The organism is Burkholderia sp. Ac-20384 (genome assembly GCF_017104605.1).
Taxonomy (GTDB): Bacteria; Pseudomonadota; Gammaproteobacteria; order Burkholderiales; family Burkholderiaceae; genus Burkholderia; species Burkholderia lata.
Window position 1 is genome coordinate 1 of record NZ_JAAGPE010000484.1, and the last position, 4,762, is coordinate 4,762.

Consider the following 4,762-nt stretch of genomic DNA (forward strand, 5'->3'; position numbering starts at 1 on the left):
CGACGCCTGAAGATTCGCTACGAACGCTATGCTCATATCCACGAGGCCTTCCTATCTTTGGCTTGCGCCTTGATTTGCTGGACGCGTCTAAAACCTCTGGTTAACTAATTTCGCAACAGCTTCTTAGTTGTTCGTCGGCCAACCCGACAGGTTTAACGCTCCTGATACTTCAGATCACTACAGGCACCGCAACCGCCCGCACGGTCAACACCGCACCACGCGCACAACTCGGCAACCACCTCGACCGGCACATTGGCGAAATCCGTCCGACGAATCTCGGACGCCATCGACCGAACCGGCACACTCACCCGGCCATCGAACAAATCAGGCGTCACAACGTCTCGCGGGCACTTCGCCATAACGGCTCCTATCTCTACGCCAACAGCCCGCCGGCGCGGGTTTACCTTTCCGCCGAAGCTGCTAGACTCCGGAAATACTCACATACCGTGAATTCTCACACATCGCGAGTATTCTCACGGTGCGAGAGAAAGTCAAGGAGAAATCATGCGAAGCGTCAAATACCTAGACCAATTGATGGAAAAGCGGAACCTCAAGAACGACCTCGCCCTAGCGAAATCGATGGGATGGCCGTCGAGCCGTATGAGTCAGTACAGAACCGGAAAGCGAGTGATGGAAAACGAGACGTGCCTGATGGTGGCCCTGGCCTTAGAGATGGACAACCCGCTGCCAATCATCATGGCTGCAGACGCGGACCGCGCCGAGAGACTCGGACAACGTTCGCTGTGGGAGGTTTTTTCGCCGAGGATGGCGGGAATTAGCGCGACGCTAGCCCTCGGCTTTGTCACAAATTTTGTGAACCCCTCGCCCGCGCAAGCCGCGTACAGCACCGCCGAAAGCGGCCCAATTCTGATGAATAAGTGCATTTAAGTGTCGGGGCGGCTTGCCATTAAGTGTCGTGGCTTAATCAGAACCTGTCTCTACCTACACCCCATATCGACCCGCGGCAAGCCGCGGCGTCCCGCGGGCTTTGCCCGCTTGCTAGGCTAACCCCATCGCTCTGCATCCGTTGTCCACCGGCAGGCCGTATGCGCTACGTCGGCCGCCGGCCGACGCATCGCTAACGGCGCGTAAATCACCAGCGCCCGGCAAGCCGGCCGCTGGCTCAACGCGCGCGAGTGCGCGCCCATCTGCCCGCAGTCGCAATCGATCATCGACGGCCCGTAAGCTTGCAAGGAGGAGGTGTTCAAAAAATGCAGCTAACTGTTGGGTGCCTTCTACCCTTCGACAAAGCGCCCTGCCCTCTCAAGCCGCCGAATTATGCAATGTCATCTGGAAGATCGGGACGTAACTCGGCCTCGATCTGATCGATTGTTGGGAGATCAGTCTCGAGTGCTGGCGGGACCTCGCGCATGAGTTGGTATTCGGCCACGCCCATCGGTTTGACCATGCCGCGTAGCGCATATTCTGCGACAAGCCGATTTTTCTCCTTGCAGAGAAGTAGGCCGATGGATGGCTGGTCTCCCGGTGCCTTAACCTGCGCGTCGAGCGCGGAAAGATAGAAGTTCAGTTGCCCTGCGTATTCGGGCTTAAACGGCGTCGTTTTCAGCTCGACGACGACATAGCAGCGAAGCTTTAGATGGTAGAAGAGCAGATCGATGAAAAACTCATCGCCGCCGACCTCAAGCCTGTACTGACGTCCAACGAATGCGAACCCGGCGCCCAGTTCAAGAAGGAAACTTGTGATGTGCTGAGTGAGCGCACGTTCGATGTCGCGCTCCTGGGCATTCTCGGTCAGACCAAGGAAGTCAAAGATATAAGGGTCCTTGAGCGCATCGCGGGCGAGATCCGACTGCGGAGGCGGCAGCCGGTCGGTGAAATTCGTCACGGCGCTGCCGACGCGCGCATGGGCGGCCGTCTCGATCTGCATGGTCAAGACACTACGCGACCAACCGTGCTCAAGCGATTTTTCCGCGTACCAAAGCCGCTGCGGCGCGTCGTCAAGCTTGTCGAGCAGTGTCACAACGTGTGACCACGGTAATTGTGCAACAGGCTGTTGCACAAATTCCGGCTGCGGAAAGGCTTCTGCGAGGGCACGCATGTACTTGAGGTTGCGCGGAGAAAACCCGCGCATGTCAGGAAATGCTGTCTTGAGATCACGTGCCAGACGATCGACGACACCGGCACCCCAGCCTTGTTTCTGCTGTCGGTCGAGGATGTCGCGACCAATCTGCCAGTACAGCGAGACAAGCTCCCGATTCGCACTGGCCACAGCGCGCTGCCGCGCGCGCTCGACGCGCTGCTTAAGCTCCGTGAACCAGTGACGATAATCTTCGGCCCAGGCGGGCGTGCCCAGATCTTTGGTCATGTATTTCGTTGGCAGGTATCGGCTGTCGCTCTAGAAGAGAAATTATCTCGGTGGAGTCGGCAACCGACAAGCTCGACTGGTATGAGGCATCAATTTTAACACGACCCCAATTTGTCGATAATGTTAATTATGTCAAATGTCATATTCGTGCTTCGCCGATCGCTCGGAGCAATCAAGGCAACCATTTTTGCGGCAACGCTTCGACCTGAAGCATGCTAATAGGTCGAGAATTTCCCGCTTCGTTACGCCTGCCTCGAGCAGGCGTTTTTTTGTACAGCAACCATACGATAGATACGTCGGCGACGCGCGTCATGAACCCCTCGACGCGTATTCCGAATGTGCCAGTACAAGTTGCGTATCTCGCCCGTGACAGCCGCTAACTCACTATCCGACAACGACTCCCGCCCCCAAAGCTCCAACTGGACCATTCTCATCCGGTCACGGTCTGACCAGTGCTAACCGACGCCAACGCATCAAAATCACGTCGCAATTCAAACGCATCCGTATTGACACTGCGATAGCGCACAACCCGCAAACCGACCGCCGCCGAGATCTCGTCTTTCACCCCATCACGGCGACGCGCTCCGGCAGACACATGCGAACCGTCATCCAACTCAATCGCGTACAGCACTTCACCGCCACTCCGGCAAACAACATAGTCGTAAATCTTACGGTCAAACGCGTTCCTAGACGACCTACCGCCACCCTGGACATCGACCAACGCCGCCATCGCAACTTGCGAATGGATCTCCGCGTCAGGCAACACAGAACGCAACAAAACAAAAAACTGGTACTCCCGAGCAGTCATAAAACGCCGCCGCACATAACGAGGTTTTTCCGAGCGCTTTCCTTGAGCCCTCTTACCAAAACCGCCAACGACAACAGCGCAAACAGCCAGCCCGGCCAGCAACAACGGCACCCAAATGTTCATAAAACCCTCTGCCAAAAAAACCGAGTTTCACGACCCCAGCGAATCTCCGCAACAAATTGTTACATTCTGTGACATTGCTTGCATAATGTTTTCATTCCCTTTCGTTTTCTCGAAACAACGCTAAGCCGTATTGCCCGTCGCCATCCAGAACACTCCGATGCCGCGGTTCCAAAACAACTGAGCCCCGCCGAAATCCGCGCCATTGGCATCGACGCACGCGTACGCCGCCGCAACAGCCTCGCCGCGCGATCCGTCAGCCCCAAGGTGCGCGTACGTCGTAACCTCGGGCAGCACAATGCCCTTGCTGGTCCAATACCGTTTCTTGTTGAACCCGGTGTCATGCGCGCCCTTACCCACGTACTTGGCGATGTACGTCGCGATCCGATGACGCATCGCCCGACCCTTGCCACCCACCTTGCGGAACAGGCACGACGCCCGGCCGATACTGTCGTTCACCGTGCCGTCCGTCCCGTCCTTAGCAATCACCGACAGCCAGATCGAGCGCAGCAGCTTCCAGTTTTGACGCCCATGGACAGCCACGAATATGCCATGCCCCGCGCTCCTGCCGCTCCAGCACCGCCACATAATGGAAATCCTGCAGCTTGTTCAACCGGCGCCGGAACGCATCCCACCACCGCGCCCAAACCTCGATGCGCGTCTCATTCAACCTGGTAGAAAGCGTCAGCATCCGGTCGGCACGGATTTGCTTACAGCGCTTGCGAATCATCCGTTTTGACCGCTCAATCGACGTACGAAGCGACTTGTCGGCCTTTGTCGTAACGTCCCCCTCGCCCTCATTCATCTCCCGCTTACCTCGCGCAATACGCGGGCGCAGCCGAAGCTCGTTTAAGCGCCGCTGCACGGCCACACTGAACGCTACAACCTCTTGCTGACCGTCATCAAAGCGTTGCGTGCGCACCACGTACTCATCGCTGAACGGCGAATAGTCATCCGACTCAACCCCTGCCGCACCGTCACAACGCAGCCGGTTGAGCGCCTGTAGCGACCCGGCATCGTTCACAAGACTTTGAAACTGACGCGATTCGTGCTCTACAATGCCTGCATCCACGTTGGATACCTCGTATATCCGATGTTGATCACCGCCCGGGATCGCTGCGAACGATCGCCGGGTTTTTCTTTTGTATCTCGATGCGAACTGCCGTCCAATCTCGCGAAGCAACAAACCGGAACGCCAGCGAGCCCCTGCTATATTCGCCGAGCTGTGAGAGCAGCGCGGCTGGCGTACTGTCTCCCCCGGCGTCAGCCGCCAACTTTCAAGCCCCGAAATCCACTCGGATAACGGGGCTTCTTTTTTGCCCTCTCGGACGACTAGCCACATCTGTTTCCGTTAAGTGTTAGAGGTACAAGTTTAGGGGCGCGCCGCGCGCTGCTCGGTGTGCGCGATGCGCTCGATGTGTCTGCCGCCGCACCTGACCGCGGCGGAATTCGGCCGCCTCGACTCGATCATCTGCACGACCCGGCAGGTACGCCAGGGCGACGCGCTG

The 4,762-nt window shown here is 57.6% G+C and carries 5 protein-coding genes and 1 pseudogene; 2 read left to right on the forward strand and 4 right to left on the reverse strand.

All coding sequences use genetic code 11. The features are described 5' to 3' along the window. Window positions 1–504 precede the first annotated feature (504 nt). A complete protein-coding gene (locus G3O00_RS40215; RefSeq protein WP_206146320.1) occupies window positions 505–888 on the forward strand; it encodes a Cro/Cl family transcriptional regulator in 384 nt (127 codons plus the stop codon). A 388-nt stretch (window positions 889–1,276) separates the two neighbouring features. Here the strand turns inward: G3O00_RS40215 and G3O00_RS40220 are convergent, their stop codons facing one another. From G3O00_RS40220 to G3O00_RS43720, 4 genes are all read right to left on the reverse strand, one after another. After that, entirely contained in the window at window positions 1,277–2,326 is a 1,050-nt protein-coding gene (locus G3O00_RS40220; RefSeq protein ID WP_206146321.1) for a PDDEXK nuclease domain-containing protein, read from the reverse strand. A 430-nt stretch (window positions 2,327–2,756) separates the two neighbouring features. After that, complete coding sequence (locus G3O00_RS40225) at window positions 2,757–3,257, reverse strand: DUF2726 domain-containing protein (protein ID WP_206146322.1); 501 nt, start codon at window positions 3,255–3,257, stop codon at window positions 2,757–2,759. A gap of 120 nt (window positions 3,258–3,377) precedes the next feature. Beyond that, a complete protein-coding gene (locus G3O00_RS43715; protein ID WP_241025564.1) occupies window positions 3,378–3,797 on the reverse strand; it encodes a hypothetical protein in 420 nt (139 codons plus the stop codon). Next, on the reverse strand, window positions 3,733–4,326 hold the full coding sequence (locus tag G3O00_RS43720; RefSeq protein ID WP_241025565.1) for a hypothetical protein: 594 nt from the start codon (window positions 4,324–4,326) through the stop codon (window positions 3,733–3,735). Before G3O00_RS43720 ends, G3O00_RS43715 begins: the two co-directional genes overlap by 65 nt. 325 nt (window positions 4,327–4,651) lie before the next feature. On the opposite strand from G3O00_RS43720, the pseudogene G3O00_RS40235 reads away from it, so the two are divergent. Continuing rightward, a pseudogene (locus G3O00_RS40235) lies at window positions 4,652–4,762 on the forward strand (Crp/Fnr family transcriptional regulator); the annotation flags it as partial.

Coding starts and splice junctions, on each gene's coding strand:
- G3O00_RS40215 (WP_206146320.1), top strand. CDS start 505: ATGCGAAGCGTCAAATACCTAGACCAATTGATGGAAAAGCGGAACCTC.
- G3O00_RS40220 (WP_206146321.1), bottom strand. CDS start 2,326: ATGACCAAAGATCTGGGCACGCCCGCCTGGGCCGAAGATTATCGTCAC.
- G3O00_RS40225 (WP_206146322.1), bottom strand. CDS start 3,257: ATGAACATTTGGGTGCCGTTGTTGCTGGCCGGGCTGGCTGTTTGCGCT.